This window comes from Burkholderia ambifaria AMMD (genome assembly GCF_000203915.1).
Taxonomy (GTDB): Bacteria; Pseudomonadota; Gammaproteobacteria; order Burkholderiales; family Burkholderiaceae; genus Burkholderia; species Burkholderia ambifaria.
Window position 1 is genome coordinate 407,198 of sequence record NC_008390.1, and the last position, 21,232, is coordinate 428,429.

19 protein-coding genes and 2 pseudogenes are annotated in these 21,232 nt (G+C 60.5%); 18 read left to right on the plus strand and 3 right to left on the minus strand.

The genetic code is table 11. From position 1 onward, the window contains the following. Positions 1-117: 117 nt before the first annotated feature. The 14 genes and pseudogenes from BAMB_RS01885 (at position 118) to BAMB_RS01915 (ending at position 14,647) form a co-directional block, all read left to right on the plus strand. Positions 118-3,291: a type VI secretion system Vgr family protein gene (locus BAMB_RS01885; RefSeq protein WP_011655811.1), complete on the plus strand. Its 3,174-nt coding sequence runs from the start codon at positions 118-120 to the stop codon at positions 3,289-3,291. A gap of 50 nt (positions 3,292-3,341) precedes the next feature. Next, a complete protein-coding gene (locus BAMB_RS01890) occupies positions 3,342-7,904 on the plus strand; it encodes an RHS repeat-associated core domain-containing protein (RefSeq protein WP_011655812.1) in 4,563 nt (1,520 codons plus the stop codon). After that, entirely contained in the window at positions 7,904-8,287 is a 384-nt protein-coding gene (locus tag BAMB_RS01895; protein ID WP_011655813.1) for a DUF2750 domain-containing protein, read from the plus strand. Before BAMB_RS01890 ends, BAMB_RS01895 begins: the two co-directional genes overlap by 1 nt. A 99-nt stretch (positions 8,288-8,386) precedes the next feature. Next, a pseudogene (locus BAMB_RS36240) lies at positions 8,387-8,615 on the plus strand (RHS repeat-associated core domain-containing protein); the annotation flags it as partial. 312 nt (positions 8,616-8,927) lie between these two features. After that, positions 8,928-9,383: a hypothetical protein gene (locus BAMB_RS33250; protein ID WP_011655814.1), complete on the plus strand. Its 456-nt coding sequence runs from the start codon at positions 8,928-8,930 to the stop codon at positions 9,381-9,383. Positions 9,384-9,759: 376 nt separating this feature from the next. Then, positions 9,760-10,092: a hypothetical protein gene (locus tag BAMB_RS35120; protein WP_127456376.1), complete on the plus strand. Its 333-nt coding sequence runs from the start codon at positions 9,760-9,762 to the stop codon at positions 10,090-10,092. A 145-nt stretch (positions 10,093-10,237) separates the two neighbouring features. Then, positions 10,238-10,746 (plus strand): annotated as a pseudogene (locus BAMB_RS01900) (transposase); the annotation flags it as partial. Between the two features lie 161 nt (positions 10,747-10,907). Further along, complete coding sequence (locus BAMB_RS33260) at positions 10,908-11,303, plus strand: immunity 50 family protein (protein ID WP_011655815.1); 396 nt, start codon at positions 10,908-10,910, stop codon at positions 11,301-11,303. Between the two features lie 78 nt (positions 11,304-11,381). Further along, the gene (locus BAMB_RS33265; protein WP_082089589.1) at positions 11,382-11,975 is read left to right on the plus strand and encodes a hypothetical protein; all 594 of its coding nucleotides are present in this window, start codon (positions 11,382-11,384) and stop codon (positions 11,973-11,975) included. A gap of 455 nt (positions 11,976-12,430) precedes the next feature. After that, complete coding sequence (locus BAMB_RS33270; protein ID WP_045554947.1) at positions 12,431-12,682, plus strand: hypothetical protein; 252 nt, start codon at positions 12,431-12,433, stop codon at positions 12,680-12,682. A gap of 23 nt (positions 12,683-12,705) precedes the next feature. After that, on the plus strand, positions 12,706-12,999 hold the full coding sequence (locus tag BAMB_RS01905; RefSeq protein WP_011655816.1) for a DUF7716 domain-containing protein: 294 nt from the start codon (positions 12,706-12,708) through the stop codon (positions 12,997-12,999). A gap of 397 nt (positions 13,000-13,396) precedes the next feature. After that, the gene (locus BAMB_RS01910) at positions 13,397-13,705 is read left to right on the plus strand and encodes a hypothetical protein (protein WP_011655817.1); all 309 of its coding nucleotides are present in this window, start codon (positions 13,397-13,399) and stop codon (positions 13,703-13,705) included. A gap of 16 nt (positions 13,706-13,721) precedes the next feature. Next, positions 13,722-13,970, plus strand: coding sequence for a hypothetical protein (locus BAMB_RS33275; RefSeq protein ID WP_227739462.1), 249 nt, complete (start codon positions 13,722-13,724; stop codon positions 13,968-13,970). Between the two features lie 377 nt (positions 13,971-14,347). Further along, a complete protein-coding gene (locus BAMB_RS01915) occupies positions 14,348-14,647 on the plus strand; it encodes a DUF7716 domain-containing protein (protein WP_041491075.1) in 300 nt (99 codons plus the stop codon). 91 nt (positions 14,648-14,738) lie between these two features. Here BAMB_RS01915 and icmH read toward each other — a convergent pair whose 3' ends face one another. The 3 genes from icmH to tssJ all read right to left on the minus strand — a co-directional run bounded on the left by icmH (position 14,739) and on the right by tssJ (position 17,577). Then, on the minus strand, positions 14,739-15,521 hold the full coding sequence (gene icmH, locus BAMB_RS01920) for a type IVB secretion system protein IcmH/DotU (RefSeq protein WP_011655820.1): 783 nt from the start codon (positions 15,519-15,521) through the stop codon (positions 14,739-14,741). Further along, positions 15,518-16,864 (minus strand): type VI secretion system baseplate subunit TssK, encoded by a 1,347-nt coding sequence (gene tssK, locus BAMB_RS01925; protein WP_006751241.1) that lies wholly within the window; start codon positions 16,862-16,864, stop codon positions 15,518-15,520. Before tssK ends, icmH begins: the two co-directional genes overlap by 4 nt. A gap of 104 nt (positions 16,865-16,968) precedes the next feature. Further along, positions 16,969-17,577, minus strand: coding sequence for a type VI secretion system lipoprotein TssJ (gene tssJ, locus BAMB_RS01930; protein ID WP_011655821.1), 609 nt, complete (start codon positions 17,575-17,577; stop codon positions 16,969-16,971). Positions 17,578-17,952: 375 nt separating this feature from the next. Between tssJ and BAMB_RS01935 the strand changes: the two genes are divergently transcribed. The 4 genes from BAMB_RS01935 to BAMB_RS01950 all read left to right on the plus strand — a co-directional run bounded on the left by BAMB_RS01935 (position 17,953) and on the right by BAMB_RS01950 (position 21,231). Beyond that, a complete protein-coding gene (locus tag BAMB_RS01935; RefSeq protein WP_011655822.1) occupies positions 17,953-18,591 on the plus strand; it encodes a tetratricopeptide repeat protein in 639 nt (212 codons plus the stop codon). A 44-nt stretch (positions 18,592-18,635) separates the two neighbouring features. After that, positions 18,636-19,151 carry a type VI secretion system contractile sheath small subunit gene (gene tssB / locus BAMB_RS01940; RefSeq protein WP_006751238.1) on the plus strand — a complete coding sequence of 172 codons (516 nt, stop codon included), beginning with the start codon at positions 18,636-18,638 and terminating at the stop codon, positions 19,149-19,151. Between the two features lie 15 nt (positions 19,152-19,166). Beyond that, positions 19,167-20,657 (plus strand): type VI secretion system contractile sheath large subunit, encoded by a 1,491-nt coding sequence (gene tssC / locus BAMB_RS01945; RefSeq protein ID WP_006751237.1) that lies wholly within the window; start codon positions 19,167-19,169, stop codon positions 20,655-20,657. Positions 20,658-20,727: 70 nt separating this feature from the next. Then, on the plus strand, positions 20,728-21,231 hold the full coding sequence (locus tag BAMB_RS01950; protein WP_006477093.1) for an Hcp family type VI secretion system effector: 504 nt from the start codon (positions 20,728-20,730) through the stop codon (positions 21,229-21,231). Position 21,232 lies beyond the last annotated feature (1 nt).

The following is a 21,232-nucleotide window of genomic DNA, read 5'->3' on the forward strand; positions in this document are numbered from 1 at the left end:
CGCTTTTAAATCAGGGCCATTTTTCCTTTCATGCCGTAATTTGTCTGTAAAATCGCGCGAGCGAAATCGCATTGCGCGCCATCCGAGGGCGCGTCACAAGAAGAAAAGGCCGTTGCCATGAACATGCAGAACACGATTGCCGCATTGCGCGGCGGGTTGCTTCAGCAGGACCGGCTGCTGAAGCTCGATACGCCATTGGGGGCCAACGTGCTGACCGTGCAGCGGGCGGCCGGCCGTGCCCGCATCGGGCGCGCATACGAATTCACGCTCGACGTGCTGTCGGTCGATGGCGATCTGGAACTCAAAAAACTGATCGCGCAGCCCGTTACGTTGTGGATCCAGCAAGGCGATCGCAGCTACCGGCCGGTCAACGGCTACGTCCATACCGCGCGCCGCCTAGGCGCCGACGGCGGGCTCACGACTTATCAGCTCACGTTCGCCGATTTCACCCATTTCCTGAAGTTTCGTCGCGACCAGCGCCTCTGGAACGACACGACCGTCGACCAGATCATCAGCGACGTGCTGAATCAGCATCCGCAAGCGCAGGGGCATTTTCGGTTTGCGCTGTCGAAGCCGCTGCCGAGCCGGTCATACACGCGTCAGCACGACACCGACTGGCATTTCGTGCACCGGCTGATGGAGAGCGAAGGCCTCTACAGCACGTGGCAGCAGGCCGACGACGGCAAGTCCCATACGCTCGTGATCACCGACAACCTGCAGGCGTTCGCGTCGCTGTCGCCGGAGACCGTGCGCTTCTATCGCGGCGGCGCGGCGAGCGAAGCCGACGCGTTCACGCAATGGTCGGGCACGCGCACGCTGCAGAGCGTGACGCGGACGACGCGCACGTTCGACTACAAGAATCCGTCGCAACCGTCGAACCCGAAGGGCACGACGCTGCCGACGATGGGCGGACAGGGCGAATTGCCCGACCAGCTCGAAGTCTACGAGTACACCGGGGCGTACACGTATCTGGACCAGACGCGCGGCGACCATCTGACGAAGATCCGCATGGAGGAATGGGAGTCGCGGGCGAAGCGCTTCCATGGCGCGGGCGGCGTGCGCGCGATCGATGCCGGCCGGCGCTTCGTGCTGTCGGATCATCCCGAGCACGATCGCGATCCGGCAGACCAGCGCGAGTTCGCGGCGATCGGTGTCGAGTGGTGGATCGAGAACAACTTGCCCGTCGCAAGCAGCAGCGCGGACTTTCCGTACAGCCTGCGCGAAGCGTTGACGCAAGCGCAGGAAGGCTACGGTGCCGATCCCGCGTTTCGCGTGCCGCATGACGACGGCTCGGTCGGCTTCTACCTCGTCGAAGTTGAAGCGCAGCGCGTGAGCGTGCCGTATCGCAGCCCGTTCGAACACGAGAAGCCGAAGATGCATCTCGAGACGGCGATCGTCGTCGGGCCGCAGGGCGAGGAAGTCTATACCGACGAGTTGAACCGGATTCGCGTGCAGTTCGTGTGGGACCGTCTGAACCCGGGCAACGAGAACGCGTCGTGCTGGGTGCGCGTGGTGCAGTCGGATACAGGTGGCGGCTACGGCGGCGTGCATGTGCCGCGCATCGGCGAGGAAGTGCTGATCGACTATGTCGGCGGCGATTGCGACCGGCCGCTCGCGGTCGGACGCGTGTACAACGGCGCGAACCAGCCGCAGTGGCATAGCGACGGGATTCTGTCCGGATATCGGTCGAAAGAGTATTCGGGCGGCGGCTACAACCAGCTCGTGATGGACGACGCGACCGGGCAGAACCGCGTGCAACTGATGAGCAGCAGCGCGAACAGCCTGCTGCATCTGGGCTACATCATCGACCAGAACGGCAATTCGCGCGGCTCGTATCTGGGCAGCGGGTTCGACCTGCGCTCGGATGCGTATGGCGCGGTACGGGCGAGCCAGGGCCTGTACGTCACCACCCATCCGAAGGCGCCGAACAGCCAGCCGCTCGACGTGAAGGAGGCGCAGCAGCAGCTCGTGACGGGGGAGAGCCTGGTCGAGGCGATGTCGGGCGTCAGCGAGCAGCATCAGGCGGAGAGCCTGAAGGACGCGCAAGACACGATGCGCGCGTTCACCGACGCAACGCAGAACAACGTATCGGGCAGCACGTCGGGCGGGCGAACGGCAGGCGGCGGCACGGGCAGCGCGAACGCATTCAAGGAGCCGGTGATGCTGTTCGGCAGCCCGTCAGGGATCGGGATGTCGACGCAACAGTCGCTGCACATGGTCGCGAACGATCACGTGAACGTCGCGAGCGGACAGAGCGTGCATGTCGCGGCGGGCAAGTCGCTGATCGGCAGTATTGGGCAGAAGCTGAGCGTGTTCGTGCAGAACGCGGGGATGAAGCTGTTCGCTGGCAAGGGCAAGGTCGAGATCCAGGCGCAGTCGGACAACGTCGAGGTGACCGCGCAGAAGGCGGTGAAGGTTGTGTCCGCAACCGACCGGATCGAGATCGCGGCTGATCAGGGAATTCTGCTGACCAGCGGCGGCGGGTATATCCGCATCCAGGGCGGCAACATCGAGATTCATACGCCGGGCGCGGTGGACGTGAAGGGCGCGTCGCATACGTTCGCGGGGCCGGCAAGCATGGGCTATCCGCTGCCGAGCCCGCGGCCGGATCAGCCGGGGCAGCTCGAGCTGATTCACAAGTACGTGAACGGCGAAGCGGTGAAGGGTGGGTTGTTCACGGTGAAAGACGTGAACGGCGCCGTGCTGAAGAAAGGCGCGCTCGACAACAGTGGCTATACGGTCGTGAGCGGTTTGCCGCCGGGCGCGGTACGCGTCGAGTTCGGGAAGGACCCGCGCGAGTCGGATCAGCCGGCGAATTACTTCAAGCAGGTGAAGTGGCCGGCAGAGCCGGTCGAGCCGTCGCCGGAAGCCGCGCAGGCAGCGGCGAGCGGGCAGCTTGCGAGCCAGTTGCAGGGAATGGCGCCCGCGGCGACCACGGCGGCGATGGGGCTCGCGAGCGGCGGCAGCGCGGGCGCTGTGCTTGGCGGCCTCGCGAGTTCCGCATTGCCGGCTGCCGCGAGTGCACTCGGTGGGGCGGGCGTCGTGTCGGCGTTGCGGACGGCGTCCAGCCTGAGCGGTGCAGCGAAGCAGGTGGCCGGGATGGTGCAGGCCGCACGTCAGGGTGGACTTGCGGCGCTGGCCGCGCCGGCCGCGAATGCCGCGTCCGGGGCGCTGCAGGGAGCGTTACCCGGCGTCGCTGGAATCTCGGGCAAGGGCGCCACGACGGTGGCGTCAGCCGCGGGCGGCATGAAGCTGCCGACCCCCGGGTTTGGCGGACCGCTGAAATCCTGAGAGGGCGGCTTGTCAGCCGTCTGAAAAAAACGAATTGAACGAAAAACGACATGGCACAACAACTTCCACCGGGCGCCGAGAAGGAACAGGCCGTTACCTGGCTCAGCGATGTTTCCCCCAAGGATGTCGCCGCGGGCGGCAACCGCTTCGATGCGTGGTTGCGACGGATCAGCGGCAACCACATCACGTTCGAGGACGTGAAGACCTTTGCTGGCGCGGTGCCGATCGTCGGCAACATCATGGCGATGGTCGACGCGCTCGGCGATATTGCCGAGATCGTCGAGAAGCGCGGCGGTCAGGTGCTCGACTACATGAGCCTCGCGATCAACCTGCTCGGCATCATTCCGATTCCGCCGACGCTCGCGCCGTTCCGGATGTCGGCGCGCCCGCTGCTCGCGCTCGTCCGTCACGAATTGCTGGCGACACGCAGCAATCTCGGCGCGGCGATCATCTCCGTGCTGGTCACGCATATCAACGCGACTTGCGCGACCGAGATCGAGGATTTTCTCAACAAGCTGAAGGCCGGCCTCGTCGAGCTGCTCGACGGATGCGCATCGAAAGCCGAGGAGATCATGCTCGCGCTGGCGACGGGCATGGACAAGGCGCTGCACGGGCAGCTTTTCGACGCCAACGCCAATCTGAGGCGCCAGCAGCAGCTCGCCAAAAAGCTGGCGGACGCCCGGCCGTGGTACAGCCCCAGCCGCGTCGGCGACGGCATCCAGTTCGCGTACGAAGGCACCAAGGCGCTCGGGAAGAAGGCCGTGAACAAGACGGCGGGCACCATGGCGACGCTCGCGCCCGACGCATGGCTCGAGCCGTTTCGCGGCACGGTGACGTTCCTGCGGACCGAGGCGCCGAAGATCGCGACGTCGATCCGTTCGCTCGCCGGCAGCGAAGAAGGCAAGATGATGTGGCTGGTCGTGCAGTTGATGGAGGCTGTCGCACGCGTCAAGGCACGCGCGAAGCTCCATGAGCAGAGTGCGGACGTCAAGGCGGCGGGGACGAGCCAGGCGAAGAAGACGCGCGGGCAGGAGGGGCTGGAGAAAACCAACGGGCAAGCCCCATCCGAAGGGCCGGGGAAGAGCGCGTGCAAGTCTTGTGGCGTCGGGGCATCGCCCGCATCCATCGATTTCGCGTTCGGTGACGAAACGTTCTCGCATGTTGATTTCGACCTGCCCGGCGCGCTGCCGCTCGTGTGGGAGCGGACGTACCGTTCCCGGCTTTCCGCGTATGACGACGGCGAACTGGGTGCGCGGTGGATTACCCCCTATACGACGCGAATCGACATCAAGAACGGTCAGTGGATCTATCGCGATGCGGAAGGGCGCAGCATCGAGTATCCGGCGCTTGCAGCCGGCGCGGTGCACGACGATCTGTCGGAGAACCTGACGCTGTCGCGGCTCGACGATACGTGGGTGACGATCGCATACGGCCACGCCGTGCTGCATGTGTACGAGCGCCGCGGCGACGCGTTCCGGCTCGCGATGCAGAAAGACCGCGCCGGAAATACGATCACGCTCGACTACGATGCGCTTGATCGCCTGGCGCGCCTGATCGACTCCAGTGGCAATGTGCTCGCGTTCGAGCACGACAAGCATGGCCGGATCCTGCAGATCGAGCACGTGCTCAAGGACGGTGCACGCCGTACGCTGGCGAGCTACGAGTACGACGCGGCAGGCGACCTCGTGCGCGCGGTCGATCGGCACGGCAATGCGCGGACGTATCAATATCGCCGTCACCTTGTGACGCGGTACACCGACCGCACCGGCCGCGGGATGACGCTCGAATGGGATGGTGCGGATGCCGACGACAACGCGAACGCGAAATGCATCCGTGAATATGCCGATGACGGCAGCCTCGAACTCCGGCTCGCGTGGAACCCGAATATCCGCCTGACCTATGTGACCGACGCGCTCGGTCAGATGACGCGCTACTACTTCAATATTCATGGTTACGTGTACCGGATCGTGTACCCGGACGGCAACCAGGAGTGGTTCCGGCGCGATGCGCATCACAACCTCGTGCTGCATATCCGCCAGGATGGCAGCATCGAGCGGCGGGAATACGACGCGCGCGGCAATCTGGTCCTGCACGAGCGTGCGGACGGCAGCGTCGTCGCGATGGCATACGACGACAAGGATCAGATGATCCGGCTCGTCGATCCGAACGGACACGTGTGGCAGCGCAAGTACGACGATGCGGGCAACCTCGTCGAGGAAATCGATCCGCTCGAGCACTCGACGAAGTACAAGTACAGCGACAAGGGATTGCCGACGCAGATCACCGATGCGAAGGGCGGCTCGAAGGTACTCGAGTACAACGAGGCGGGCCAGGTCACCCGCTATACCGACTGCTCCGGAAAGAAGACGGAGTGGCGGTACGACGATATTGGCCGCGTGATCGAGACCAAGGACGCATCCGGTGGCGTGGTTGCGTACGGTTATGGCGCGAATGGCCAATTGACGGAAATCCGTTCGCCGGCCGGTGTCGAACACGTGCAGTACGACGCCGAAGGGCGAATGCTCACGCATACGGATCAACTCAATCGATCGACGCGATATGGCTACGATGCGGTTGGCCGCATTGCGAGCCGCGCGGATGCGCTCGGGCAGACGATTGCGTATCGCTACGATCGTCTCGGCCGGTTGAGTGCGCTGACCGATGCCAACTTCGCGACGTACCAGTTCCACTATGATCCGGCCGGGCGGCTGATCGAGGAAGTTGCGTTCGACGGCAAGTCGACGCGCTATCAATACGATCCGGACAGCGGCCGCCTTGTTTCGGTCGATGAGGCGGGTTGCGTGACGTCGATCGATGTCGACGCAAACGGCCGTCTGCTGAAGCGGGTCGCGGGGGAGAGCGAGGAGCGGTTTGCCTACGACCCGAGCGGCCGGCTGATTGACGCCGCGAATCGATACAGCCGCGTGCAGTTCTTCTTCGATCCGATCGGCAATCTGGTGCGCGAGCATCACGCGTACGATCTGTTCGGCGAACGACGCAGCTACGTGTGGCATCACGAATACGACGAACTCGGCAACCGGCGACGGACCGTGCGGCCGGATGGGCATGCCGTCGACTGGCTGATGTACGGTTCCGGCCATGTGCACGGGATGCTGCTCGATGGCGAGGAACGTGTGCAGTTCGAGCGCGATGATCTTCATCGCGAGACGGTGCGCGTGCTGTCGAGCAAGATCGGTCAGCGCACGCACTACGATCCGGCAGGGCGCGTGCTGCAGCAGACGATTCAACGGTCGACGTCGCCCGCGCCGCTTGCCGAGCGGCGGTATCGCTATGACGCGGCGGGGCAGTTGTCGCGCATCGAGGATAGCCGCAAAGGTGGGATCGACTATCGATACGATCCGGTCGGACGGTTGATCGAGGCGATCAGTCCGGTCGCGAAGGAACGGTTCGCGTTCGATCCGGCGAGCAACATCATCGATCCGGTGCGGACCACGGAGACGCCGGCCTCTCGTCCGAGCCCGGTGCGGCCGGAAAGCACGTTGCCGGTCGAGGTGCCCAAGGTGCTGGGCAACCTGCTGAAGGCCTATGCGGGGATGCACTTCGAGTACGACGCGCGCGGGAATCTGGTGCGCAAGCGTACGCCGGCGGGTGAGCAGGAATACGAGTGGGACGAGTTCAATCGCTTGCTGTCTGCGCGGGTTGCGGAGACGTCGCGGCAGAGTCAGGCGCGGTATTTCTATGACGCGTTCGGTCGGCGCATTGCGAAGGAAGTGAACGGCGAGCGGACGGTGTTCGGGTGGGATGGGGACACGCTCGCGTACGAGAGCGATGGCGGGCGGGGCACGCACTATATCTACGAGCCGGGGACGTTCGTGCCGCTGGCGCAGTATGTGGCGCAGCCGGTCGACGGGATCGCGACGCCGGAGTGGAAGAGTACCGATCGGTATGTGCCCGAGGAGGATCCGCTGCAGAAGGTGCCGGAGCGGCGAGGCGGCGCGGTGCTGTTCTATTATCACTGTGACCAGATCGGCACGCCGCAGCTGCTGACTGATGGCGATGGTGACGTGGTGTGGGAGGCTTCGTACAAGGCTTGGGGGGAAGCGCGCGAGGTTATTGCGCGGGCGTCGAAGGCGGCGGGGATCGTGGTGAAGAACCCGCTGCGGTTTCAGGGGCAGCAGGTTGATGATGAGACGGGGCTCTCGTATAACCGGCACCGGTACTATGATCCGAGTACCGGCCGGTTTGTCAGCAACGATCCGATAGGGCTCCAAGGGGGGATCAACCTTTTCCAATATGCGGAAAATCCTGTCGTGTGGACGGATCCGCTTGGTCTCGCATCGAAGCTTTTGTGCCCTCTTTGCTGTGACGGATCACACGGGCGATCCAACAAGCAGGAAAGACTGAAGGCCCTAGCCGACGATCCGTTGCAACCAAGTTGGGTAAGAGGGTGGGTGCGAAATGAATTGAGGCACATCGCTACCGGCAATCGTACGTCGGTTCGGCTACCTGGCAATTCACGGAACTCCCGGACGCCTGGTAAGGAGCTTGCTCACGGGCGGGAGACTGAAGCAAAGAATGGTTACTGCTACAGACATTCTGAGTTGCAAGACGCCGACCTACATAAGACTCAGCATCAAATCGGAGGTTACTAATGACAGCACATCTAAAGAAGATAGAGAACGTGCTGCGACTCGATGCGCAATCCCGATGCGAATATTTCATTCGCAAGGTCGCCGATTTTGAAGTTGTCTGGAGCCTCTTTGATCAGGGGTGGGCCACTGCTCGCACGGGGGCGACGACAGTGGTGCCTTTCTGGCCTGAGGAGGAGTTCGCAAAGTTGTGCGCGACTGATGAATGGCAAGGATTTCGTCCAAAGGCGATTGCTCTAGACGATTTTCTAGAGCGATGGCTGCCAGGGATGGCGCATGATCAGCGAATTTGTGCTGTCTTTGCGGCACCGAGTGATCGCGGGACACTCATGGCGCCGATGGATCTCGAAAGATTGATCAGATTGGAACTGGAGCAATACGAGTAATACGGCGAAGGAATGCATCCTTATGAGACGAAGTTGCACGAAACCGCCTCGGTAGTACGTCCGGACTTGAGACGGTCCGTCGCCAAGGATCCGGGGCTCGGTCGCCGTATTGCGAAGGAGGCGAACGGCGAGCGGACGATGTTCGGGGGCGGGATGGTGACACCTTGGCGTACGAAAGCGATGGTGAGCATGGGATGCACTATATCTGCGAGCCGGGGACGTTGGTACCGCTGGCGTAGATGTGGCAGAACCTGTCGAGGGGGGCACCGCGCCGGAGTGGATGAGTACCGACCGCTATGTGCGAGAGGACGATCCGCTGCAAAAAATGCGAATTAGGGGGCAGTGGGCGAAAACCATATAAGTGAGTACCGGAAGTTATAGGGATGGCCCAGCATTCCCATGCACCCCACTGACACGCCGACTTCGAGCTATAAGAATTCTGCGGCCTCTCAACAGTATCGAGATCGCTTGACGAACTAGGAGTGCGTCCGGCAACTATCGGCAGGCGATGGCCACCGAAATTCTCGACCCTCGACGTGTTGTTCGCTCCGTCGGAGATCCAATCAAGTACAACGAAGCGATGCAAGAAGTGCTTGCATATGCAAAGTGCCGAGGTACGTTGAAAAAGTGAGGCGATGCAATGGCGGAGAATTTTTCTTTTGACCGATGGCGTGACTGTTTACATGCCTGTGCGGATTTCGCAAGCGAAGAAAAATGCGATGAATTCTTAGGGCTATTGAAAGCAGCTGAGGAGAACATGAGCTATGAAGTTGTAGTGGAACTTCTTAGAACGTTCTCGGATGCAGACGATTTTGGAATTCAAGATCGAACTCGAAATGTCGTGGAGGCGACCGATCGCCACATATTTTACCCCGCATTGATTCGTGAAATTGGTGGAATAATTGATCGAGCTCCTCAAAAACAATGGGCAGTTACGATTGTGGGGATTGAATTTGAATACGGAGATTTTGATTCTTTGATGAGAAATGTGCTGCAGTCGAGCGGCGAAGAGAGGGCTGGATTTATTTCGTTTCTGAAATCTAGCGAATTCATGAGCGAGTATCCGAAAGTCTCGAAGTACTTGATTGGTTTGTAGGGCATTTGGTCGACATGGTTGATGTACGGTTTCGGGCATGTGCACGGGATGCTGCTTGATGGCGAGGACGGTTGATCGGGGCGATCAGTCCGGTCGCGAAGCAACGGTTCGCGTTCGATCCTGCGAGCAACATCATCGATCCGGTGCAGACTAGGGAGACGCCGGCCTCTCGTCCGAGCCCGGTGCGGCCGGAAAGGACGTTGCCGGTTGCGGTGCCGGAGCGCCTGCGCATGGCGATTCTTGGACATGGGGCTGGACGCATATCAATGATTGAGGCAGAAATGTTGCAAACAGGTACCCGTACAAGTGTGCATGTTTCGCGGGAGCGATGTCGATGACGAGCGGAATCGAACGCATCACGAGGATGTTGGCGAACATGTCCGCCAACGAATGGAAGGGCGCCCTAGATTCCGTTCTGATCTCTGCGGATGTGGTTGAAATTCCTGGCTATCCTCGCGTTGAGCGAGCGTCTTTTGTCCTTGCTCAGGCGAAGTCGCGCCAGACCAATACTGCGAGTCTCAAATTGAAAACGTTTGGACTTGCTAGTTTGATAACGGAGCTGGAGGCGTTGCCGCCCGATACACCATTGCAGAATTATGGGATTAAGAACGGGGTATATACGGGTTCTTGCTTTGTACTGGACGGAAAGCTAGTCGGGTGTGAGTTTGTGGAGCGGGGCACCTCAAAGATCGTTCCATTTGCAGGATAGCGATCAGTTCGTGCGGTCGATTAGAGCATGTCTGCAACATGGGTCGCCGAACTCAACTAAGAAGAATAGGTCAGCGGAGGGGCGGACCTATCCGTCATTTTGTGGGCGGGGCATATCATGAGAGGTAAAGGTCATGGATATGCCGATGAAGAAGAAAAGACAAACTGTAGCGCGTCAGGCAGCGGCCCGAGGGCCGCCGCCCGAACTGCCCAAGGAACTACTTGACCAACTGGTCAAGGGGCCGATGACGCCGGCCGAGGTAGAGGATCTGATGCTGGCATTCAACAAGACGATCATTGAGCGCGCGATGGGCGCCAAGATGAATCTGCGTCTGGGCTACCCTCCGGGCCAACCCAAGCCGCCCGGGCAAGCCAACGAGCGCAATGGAGCCAGTGGCAAGACGGTCATCACCGATCGCGCCTGCTCCGGGTCGACGTGCCTCGTGACCGCGACGGCAGCTTCGAGCAGATCCTGATCCCCAAGCAAGAGCGCCGTTTCACCGGCTTCGACGAACGCATCATCGCGATGTACGCCCGCGGCATGAGCGTGCGCGAGATTCAGGGATTTCTGGCCGAGCACTATGGCACCGAGGTGTCGCCCGACTTCATCAGTTCGGTCACCGGCGAGGTGATGGTCGAGGCATTGAGCTGGCAGAACGCGGGAGCAAGCGAGGAACGGTTGGTCTACGATCGGAGCGGCAGGCTGATCGACGCGGTGAATCGATACAGCCGCGTGCAGTTCTTCTTCGATCCGGTCGGCAATCTGGTGCGCGAATATATGGATGATCATTACTGCTGCAACTATCAAAACAGGAAATGAATACGACAACGAAAGTGATGAATCCCCAGGCGATCACTTCAATTTATGGAGAATTTCCTTCTCTTATCGGAGCAGAGCTAACCGAGGTTCGTGTCGCTCGAGACGAGCCAAGGATATCGGTTAGGTTTGCAACGGAACGAAGACCGATAAAGCACCCTGCGCGGTGGCCGCAAAATTACGATGAGATTTATATCGGAATTTCGTTTGTTGGGGTGTGCGATTTTTCGTTTTTCCAATGGGGGCAAAAAAATATCGTGGAAGAGGTTGATTTAAAGGATATTGATGATCGGGTGTCCGTTCGGTTTTCTTGCAAGAACCAAGTTGCGTTGAAATTCTCATGCGATTGGATTCGTATTGAGGGCGTTGCCTGGGGGTATGTCGGGAGCCATTAATTGATAAATCAATCGATTTCGGTCACATATTTGAGGTGGCTCAAGTGTTGATTTGGCGAATGATATGGGGTGGCGAATATGTATACCGAAGTGATCTTTAGCAACAAGGGACCTAGGCCAGGAGATGGATATGTCGGCGGCGGCGTCAAGCTTCCTTCAGGCATTCAATGGCCAACTGGCGCTGACGAGCAGCCTTTGGTCCACCTATTTAGCGTGCCGGCAACATGGTTCTCCGATCAAGTGAGCGGTGCGCGATGGATATCCGTGTCTATTCCTTATGAGATGCGCACTGTGACTCATTACAGAAAACTTCGCGCGCGAGACGGGCGATCTGATGCAGTAGTGATTGCTTATGATGAAGGTGATTCTGAGCGACGCGAAAGCCAGGGTATTGTGCTGGAACGTGGAAGAATGGAGAGGGCGATGAGTAAAGAAATCGACGATGATGGAAATTTAGCGTCCAAGGTTGATGGTGTCGATGCTTGGCTCCAGTCGCCGATCAATATCGAAAGGTTTCGGCGTCGGCTTTCGATATACGGCGGTGATCTCGATTTGGCGCTTCCATTAACGACCGGTATTTTGTCTGATGGGGTGGGGTATTTGTTTTTATCGGAAGATGGTGGCTATGATGATGGGGGTGATTTTGGGAGGTTTTTCCTTCAATTGGGGTAAAGATTTGATGGGAGGTAATTGTCCGTATCAGATTATTCATTATCGAAATCCCCATTCGGTTTGGTCGGCGGCGTCAATAATGCTGATCAACAAGATTGCCTTTATCCACCGGCGAATCGGGCGCAGGTAACGCGTATGCGCAAAATCCTCTCGAGTGGACGGATGTCTTGGGATTGGTAGGGCTCAGGGAACAGATTCGAGAGGGGGATCGCTAAGCGACGTTCGGACCCGCTGTTGGTGTAAGCGTGAGGAAAATGGAATCGCCCAGCAATTGTGCAACTATGCAAACTTAAAAAGAGTGGGCGTGCGCGACTTGCACATAAATTGCGTAATCAGGCTCGCATTCGAGCCGGGCAAGGTGAAGGCGTGTACAACTACAGAATCGGGTCGTCCAAGCGATCGAGTCCGGTATTGGAAGACGATCGGGGATCTTGACTGCGATAAGGTACTTAACGATGCGGGAATTTAATTCGAAGAATTTGGACGCTCTGGATTTCGAGAGCGTTCGCAGTGCATTGCTGGTGGGGAAGGGGGGAATTTCCCTCCAAAAAGTCGTCCGTCTGCCGGAGGCTGATGTTTTATGTTGTGAGTATATGGGAAAGCAGTTCAATGTGAAATTTGATCTGGATTACGGAGTTTCTCTTGAGGCTGTGAGTGATTTTTCCGTTGATGAGCTTGAGGACATTGCTCGGATTTTGACGTGCTAGAAGATGGCGGGCTTCCAAGGGTGTTGTCGGCGAGTCGCTTCCCTCAGCACATCCTCGAACACCCCGGCGACTTCTCCGGCTGGCCGACGCCATGGACGCTCGATACAGAGGGCGCGTTCACCGAAAGCGCCGACCACACTGAAGCCGACATGCCGCCCGCCACGGCCCCGCAACCCGGCTGGCGCGTGACACTGAACAGCGCGAGGATCGAGGACATCGTGATCAACGCACATGACCAGGTCGACGAACCAACGGTCGCGCAATTGTTCGATGCATTCGTGTTCTACGTCGACAACGACGAGTTCATCCTGCTCTGACGACGCACGCACCGCGCCGCGCGCCACAGGAAAAAAAGACCGCCGACGAACTTACCCCACGAAGTTGGACGAATAAAGGCTAGGCGCCCAAAGACGGAGTTCTGTATTGCACGGGACTCAGTCCTGAGCACAATACTGTTATTACTGGGCAGCATATGGCGCCCGCGTCTACGGTTCAGAACACGATCCACGTCGATTTGCCGGATGCTACCGCAACGTACAAAGAGCAACCAAGCGTTTGGGACATCCCGATGGCGGGTATGACAAAAAATACCAACAGTTGCGTGACGCACGTCGGAGACATCTTGCGAGCGGGCGGTGCGCAGAATGTACCAACCACAACGCGCGAAACCATCAAGTGGATAATTGCGAACGGGAAACGTCAATAGGATGAGGCATGGGCAGGATACTTTGTAAATCGCATGGCGCGACCGATGTGATACACGTTTCGAGCGATATCGCGGCCGACATGAAAACGGATGCAGGGCGCCTGGAAATGCTCCGTTACGACATCGACTGGCTGGGAGACGGACGCCCCGACATTTCGTACTTCGTCTCGACGGAGGTCGCGAAACAATTTAGTCTGCCTGAGCCTGGTGATGCGCCGTTTGGACCGGATTTCGAGGAGAAACATGCGGCTGTCTTCGACAAGCTTGTCTCTGTTTGCGCCAAGTGTTTTGGCGAGTATCAAAGCAGAATTGCCTGACCGGTAGGTGCTGAAAATGAATGATCGTGACGAGAAATTGCAACTGGTGCGTGAGGTAATCGATTTCGTTGTTGAACAACCCTATGATCCTGAAGTGCTTGCGAAATTTGTGTATCTAAAGTCCCTCGATGCGAGGGTGTATCGCTATGGGGATAAGAGGCTCAATGAAATATTTGATGTGCTCGGGGGGATGAGCGTAGGAGAAGAGTTTTTTTTATTCGAGAGAGGAAGTTTTGGAGATGCTCCATTCGTTCATTTCGGATAACGGATGATTCTTGTTAGGCAAGGATATTTCCTTCGAGGCGCTCGATGGAACTGGCGTGTTCGTCCGTAAGGTGCCACGCGCAATGGACTTCAGATTCTTTCTTTGCGAACGTCGCGACCTACACGTTCGAGGACGGCGTCCCCATCGTCGGCTTCACGGACCATGACCTTCCCACCGACTCGAACGCCTGAAGCAGGGGCTGACGGAGATCTTCGCGAGTCAGGCGATCACGCTGTGCCTCGATTGATGGGCGGCGGAGCATGAGTCGACAACGGTTGTAGGTCCAACCTCATGCGTGCGGAGTTGGCATAATGACGACTTGCCAAAGCGACCCTGCGGCGCCCCGCAAAGCACTTCCCGTTACAACTGTGCAACCCATGTCGACCACCGTCGCGACCACAGCGTCGCTGAAACACATTCTCGAAAGCCCGGGCGATTTCTCCGGATGGCTCTGTCTGCCGCCGATGCCATGGACGCTTGAGACAGAGGGCGCGTTCTCCGATGCCGCCACGCCGTCCGCGATCGCAACACAACCCGGCTGGCGCGTGACGCTGAACAGCGCGACGCTCGAAGACATCGTGATCAACGCCCATGACCAGGTCGACGAACCAACAGTCGCGCAATTGTTCGATGCATTCGTGTTCTACGTCGACAACGACGAGTTCGTCCTGCTCTGACGACGCGCGCAACGTGCCGCGCGCCACAGGAAAAAAGACCGCCGAGCGGTCCTTTTTCGATGAAGCATCAGCGCAGAACGAGACCAGCCCCTCAAGGCAACGAAATCGTCAAATTCGCAGACTCCGGTCCGACCTTGACGACTTGCGAGTAAGGCGCCAACGCCTGCAGCGTCTTGTCCTTGAGATACGTATTGAGCCCGAGAAACCCCAGCAGCGCCACGAGCGCGAACACCGCCCCGATCGCCCACACCGGCACCTCACGCTTCAACCGATGCGCGATCTGATCGGGCAGCGGCCAATGCGGCGCGAACGGCGCGCGCTTGCCTTTCATATGCGCGATCTCGTCGCCTAGCCGCGCGGTGAGATAAGCCAGCTTCTCCGGCCCCTCGAGCAGATACCTGCCCTGGAAGCCGAGCAGCAGGCACATATGAAACACCTCGAGCGACTGCAACCGCGCCGCGCCCTGCGCGCGACATTCCTCGAGATACTGAAAGAACTTCTCCCCCGCGAGCTGCTCGCCGAACAGCACGAGCTGCAGCGGCCGGCGCTCCCAGTCGGTCCGGATCTTGAACTGCGACGACAGCACCATTTCATCGACCGCCGCGCAATACGCGAACTTCGCGGCGTACACGTCTTCCGCGGCGATATTCAGCTTCTTCGCGCCGCGCTCGAAATCCGACAGGAATTCCTGGATCTTCGTGCTGAACTCGCTCGCGCTGTCCGGCTCGCGGCCGTTCTTGAGCAGGAACAGCATGAAGAACCCGTCGTACAGCAGGTCGACCAGCGAACGGGCCTGGAACGCGGCGTCGGTCGACGCCGGGGTCTGCAGCGGTGCCGGCGTGTTGTCGCCGAACAGGGAGGGCGCGTAGCTCATGAGGTGACCGCGATCAGTTCGAATTTCAGGTCATTGATGCCAGTCGGCGCGTAGATCATCGCGGACTGGGCCTGCAGCATGCGCTCGTACAACGCGCCGCGCGAATCGAGCGAGAAATAGCACGCGCCCGGCCGCACGGGGATCGCGGGCGGCACCTGCGGCGTGTACGACAGCCGCACGCCGGGCATCGCCGACAGCACGAGCTTGTCGACGTCGTCGGGCGCACCGACCTTGAAGCGGGCCGGCACGGCATCGATGAGCTCGACGTTCGGCATGTCCGCGGACACGGCCAGGTAGAACTCGGTCTTGTCGTCGATCTTGCCGGAATCGAGGCGGCCGAGGTGGAACGACGGACGCACCTCGTCGAGCGTGATCGCGAAGTAGCGCGTCGAAATCACGGTGTCGAGCAGCTCGCGCAGCATCAGGTCGAGACGCGCGAAGCTCGGGCCGGGATCGTCATGGCGATACACGGGCAGATCGGCGAGCGTATAGCCCTTCGAGAACGTCATCAGTTGCCCCGCGAGGCGCAGCAGTTCCTGGAACAGTCGTTCCGGATGCAGCGCCGCATGCTGGTGCAAGTGCGCGAGCGTCGCGAACGCGGCGTTCGCGGTATGCAGCAGCCAGAACGATGCGATGTCGCCCGAGCGGAACTCGATGATGTTCTTCGACGGCTCGCGGTGAAAACCGTACAGCGCGTTGACCTTCGCCTGCAGCGCGTCGACCAGTTGGCGCAAGCGCTGGTGGAGGATCGGCGAAGCCTCGATCGCGAGGCACGGCGGCACGAAGCTGTCGTCGATCTCGAACCCGGACGTCGCGGTGCGGCGCACGCGCACGAGCGGCACCGACAGCAGCTGGTCGCGCGGCTCGCTGTGCGCGATCAGCTTGACCTGCGTCTTCAGGAACGTGATGTCGGCTTCGGCGGCGTCGGTGAAGTTGTCGGCGACGCTCGTCTGCTCGCTGACGAAGCGCGTCATGAAGCCGGCGGCCGGATCGTCGCTGTAGTTGGTGCCGTTCTCGCGCAGCGGATGCAGCGCGAGGTAGAACACGAATTCGTTGATGCCGTCGGGCAGCGTGTCGAGCGCGATCGGCGGCGGCAAGTCGTCGGCCTGCGGCGCGGCATACAGCGCGCCGTCCGGGAACACGAGCGCGAGCTCGGCCACGCGCAGCACGTTGCTGCCGAGCGCATCGCGATCGATGCGCACCGAGCGCACGCCCCAGTTGTACGGCTGGATCGCCTGGATGGATTCGAACAGGCGCGCCTCGTGGTAGGCGTCCTGCCGCTGAAAGTGTTGAGGCCGGAGGAACAGCCCTTCCCCCCACAGCACCTTGGCCGAATAACTCATGTCAAATCCGGTTAATGTGGCGTTGCGATGTAATCGATTTGGTCATGCCCGAATTAACTCGCCAATTGTTAACTCTTGTTAATTGACATTCGCGCGTCATGTCTTTAACCGCAGCTGACCGACGAAAGCAAATTCAGCGGTTGCGAAGGCGCCCCTTGTTGCGGGGCGATCACGGAGCCATCGGTGACCGTCATCGCGCAATTATGCAGGCCGATGATTATGCCGGATTTCTCCGACTTCGCCGGGTCGAACGTCAGTTTCCATCGCTGGATGGCGGGATCGCGGAACAGCGCGACGATGCCGAATGCCTGCGCTTCGCGCGATACCTTTTCGGTCGCGATATAGCGCTGGCCCGGAATCAGCGTGATTTCACGCACGTTCAGCAGATCGGCGCCCAGCGCGGCCTTTTCCTTGGTCGGATCGGTGAACGCGTCGAACGGCGCCTGCTGGAACGAAGTCGGATCCTTCAGCGCGTAGAGTCTTACCACTAATGCGAGCGGCTTGCGATCGTTCGCGGCATTCAGGTTGGGCGCGGCGGCGAGCGTGAGCCCGATGTTGCGCGGGGGCTTCTGGGCATCCGGCAGATCGGGCTTGCCGACGCCGGCAGCCTGCAGCACGGCGCTCGCGGCGGAGCCGAGCAACGGGGCGGCCGCGCATCCGGCCAGGAGCGCGCAGGCAATGAGCGGCAGCGCATAGCGAATCATTGATCTCATCGTATTTCCGGCGTGCCGCCTTTAACTCCCCTGTCAAAACTACCGGGCTTTCCGCGCTCTCCGCGCCTGTCCGGCTTATCTGGTGTTCAACTATTAAGCAAACGTGCGGCGCAGCGCGCCTCCGGAAAATTTTTCCGTCGCCCCGGCGACGCCTGGCTGGCCAAGTAAAACTTGCGCATTCCGGTCGACGGGAAAGCCGCCGCCGGGCCTTTGCCGGAGGCGTTTCGAGGGGTAGCGCTCGGTTTTAAAAGGAATTACTCTGCACGCAGCGATTGAATTATGAAAAATTGATCGGTACTATACCCGCGCGCTTCATGCAAAGCAAAAGAACCAGATTCTCAACGATTTTAATACTCACGCGCCGGTGGATATAAGATGAAAGACCGTCTCTTCGCAAAACTTTCTGGGGTAGTGCTGGCTTGCGGCGTGATCGCCGGTTGCGCGAGCCAGCCGCCGGCGCCGACTGCCGAGGTGTTCAACAAGTCGCTGGCCGATGCGGACGCCGTTGCGAAGTCGGGTGACCAGGACAAGGCGCTCGGCCTGTACCAGCAACTCGCGAAGGCGGATCCGACGCGCGAGGAGCCGTGGTCGCGCATCGCGCAGATCCAGTTTGCCCAGAACCACTATGGCCAGGCGATCGTCGCCGCGCAGGAAGCGCTGCAGCGTGACGCGACCGACCGCCAGGCGAAGAGCGTGCTGGCCGTCGCGGGCCTGCGGATCGCGACGCAGTCGCTCGGCGAATTGCGCCAGGACGCATCGCTCGCGGGCGACGCGAAGTCGGACGCGCAGGCGCTCGCGAAGCAGCTGCGTGACACGCTCGGCGAATCGGCGCTGTTCCCGCCGGAGCAACGCGTCACGAAGGCGCGTACGCCGCGCCGTATCGTTCATCGTCCGAAGGCCGGTGCGGCACCGGCCGCTGAAGCGGCAACGACCGCGCCGACGCCGCCTGCGGCACCGCAGGCCGCCGCCGGGCAGAAGGGCGGGGCCGATCCATTCAGCGCGCTGCGCAACTGACCGCAACTGACGCGATAACCACAACTAACCTGGGAGCCGTCGAGATGGCCAAGAAAGAAAGCATTCAGAAAAGCTTGCAGAAAATTCGGCCGCCGCGCGTCCAATTGACCTACGAGGTCGAGAAGGGCGATGCGATCGAGGTGAAGGAACTGCCGTTCGTCGTCGGGGTCGTCGGCGATCTGGCGGGCCAGTCGGAAATCGAGCAGCCGAAGCTGCGCGACCGCAAGTTCGTCAATATCGACCGCGACAACTTCGACGACGTGATGAAGGCGATCGAGCCGCGCGCCGCGTTTCAGGTGGAAAACCGCCTGAGCCCGGAAGGCGGCAAGTTCGCGGTCGACCTGAAGTTCCGTTCGCTGTCGGATTTCAGCCCGGACGAAGTCGTCGAACAGGTCGAGCCGCTGCGCCGCCTGCTCGACGCGCGTTCGAAGCTCGCCGACCTGCGCAACAAGCTCGCCGGCAACGACAAGCTCGAGGATCTGCTGTCGGAAGTGCTGAAGAACACGCAGCAGCTGCAGGAGCTCGCGAAGGGCACGGGCGGCGACAAAGACGGCGAATGACGACGGAGTATTGAGATGAACCAGCAAACGGCTGCGGCCCAAGCGAGCGGCGCGGAATACGCCGCCGGGACTTCGTTGCTCGACGATATCGTCGAGAAGAGCAAGGTCGCGAAATCCGATTCCGAGCATGCGCGTGCGAAGGACCTGATCGGCGAACTCGTGCACCAGGTGCTCGACGGCACGGTGATCGTGTCGGACAACCTGTCGGCGACGATCGACGCGCGCGTCGCGGAGCTCGACCGCCTGATCTCCACGCAGCTCTCCGCGGTGATGCACGCGCCGGAATTCCAGCGCCTGGAAAGCACGTGGCGCGGGATGGACTACCTGGTCAAGGAAAGCAACACGGGCCAGACGATCAAGATCAAGGCGCTGCACGCCCCGAAGCGCGACCTCGTGCGCGACTTCAAGGGCGCGAGCGAGTTCGACCAGAGCGCGCTGTTCAAGAAGGTCTACGAAGAAGAGTTCGGCACGTTCGGCGGCTCGCCGTTCGGCGCGCTGATCGGCGACTACGAGATCTCGCGCCAGCCGGAAGACATGTACTTCATCGAGCAGATGTCGCACGTCGCGGCCGCCGCGCATGCGCCGTTCATCGCGTCGGCGTCGCCGGAGCTGCTCGGCCTCGAGTCGTTCTCCGACCTCGGCAAGCCGCGCGATCTCGGCAAGGTGTTCGACACGGTCGAATACGCGAAGTGGAAGTCGTTCCGCGATTCCGAGGATTCGCGCTACGTCGGCCTCACGCTGCCGCGCTTCCTCGGCCGCCTGCCGTTCAATCCGAAGGACGGCCAGACCGCGGAGAACTTCAACTTCGTCGAGGATGTGGACGGCACCGAGCACGACAAGTACCTGTGGTGCAACGCGGCGTGGGCATTCGCGGCACGCCTGACCGCCGCGTTCGACGACTTCGGCTGGTGCGCGGCGATCCGCGGCGTCGAAGGCGGTGGCCTCGTCGAGGATCTGCCGACCCACACGTTCAAGACCGACGACGGTGAAGTCGCGCTGAAGTGCCCGACCGAAATCGCGATCACCGATCGCCGCGAGAAGGAGCTGAGCGACCTCGGCTTCATCCCGCTCGTTCATTGCAAGAACTCGGATTACGCTGCGTTCTTCGCCGCGCAATCGGTGCAGAAACCGAAAAAATACAGCACCGACAGCGCGAATGCGAATGCCGTCCTGTCCGCCCAGCTTCAGTACATCTTCTCGGTATCGCGCGTCGCGCACTACCTGAAGGCGATGATGCGGGACAAGATCGGCAGCTTCGCATCGGCGCAGAACGTGGAGACTTTCCTCAACCGGTGGATTTCGCAGTACGTCCTGCTCGACGACAACGCATCGCAGGAACAGAAGGCGCAATTCCCGCTGCGCGAGGCATCCATACAAGTGTCAGAGATTCCGGGGAAGCCGGGCTCGTATCGTTCGGTCGCGTTCCTGCGCCCGCACTTTCAGCTCGACGAACTCTCGATTTCTCTGCGACTTGTCGCTGATCTGCCCAAACCGGCAAATTCATAAGCGAGCAAATCGCCCGGGCGGGCCGCCTGGGTAGGACGTTAAAACCACCTCTTTGGGGAGTCGAAGGGCCATGTTACATATGCACTTGCAGTTTGGTAGTCCCGCGGTGAAGGGCGAGTCCGCGGACAAGGACCACCAGGGCTGGATCGAGCTGAAATCGTGGGATCACTCGATCGTTCAACCGCGTTCGGCAACCGCATCGACCGCTGGCGGTCACACGATGACGCGTTGCGAGCACGGCGACATGATTTTCACGAAGGAAATCGATTCGTCGAGCCCGCTGCTGTACCAACACGCTTCGGGCGGCACCACGTTCGACGAGGTGACGGTCCATTTCTCGCGCGCTGACGGTGAAGGCAAGCGCGTGCAGTATCTGGAAGTCAAGCTTAAGTACGTGATCATCTCGAGCATCGCCCCGAGCGTTCGCGAGGAAGGTCTGCCGCTCGAGACGTTCTCGCTGAAGTACGCAGCTGTGCAGTGGAAGCAAACCCAGCAGAAGATCGGCGGCAACCAGGGCGGCAACACGCAGGGCGCCTGGAGTCTGACGAAGAACGACAAGACCTACGCGGTCTAAG